Below are 201 nucleotides of genomic sequence, written 5' to 3'. Positions count from 1 at the left end.
AAATTTATTATGTAGTTTTCAAATAATCCATAAGTAACGAAGTTACGCATAGGATTATTTAGACACAGATGACATAGGAATCTGTGCTACCATAAAAAAAACACTGTTTGGTGAGAATAGCTACAGGGATACACCTAGTCACATTCCGAACCTAGAAGTTAAGCCTGTAAACGCTGAAAGTACTTGGTTGGAGACGACCTG

1 rRNA gene is annotated in these 201 nt (G+C 36.8%); it reads left to right on the top strand.

The features are described 5' to 3' along the window. Positions 1 to 106: 106 nt before the first annotated feature. Positions 107 to 201: ribosomal RNA gene (rrf, locus tag IX290_RS11545) — 5S ribosomal RNA — on the top strand; the annotation flags it as partial.

The organism is Fusobacterium sp. DD2, from assembly GCF_018205345.1.
In the GTDB taxonomy this organism is placed as follows: Bacteria; Fusobacteriota; Fusobacteriia; order Fusobacteriales; family Fusobacteriaceae; genus Fusobacterium_A.
The sequence above is the reverse complement of the archived record's forward strand: the minus strand, read 5'-3'. Positions and strand labels throughout refer to the sequence as shown.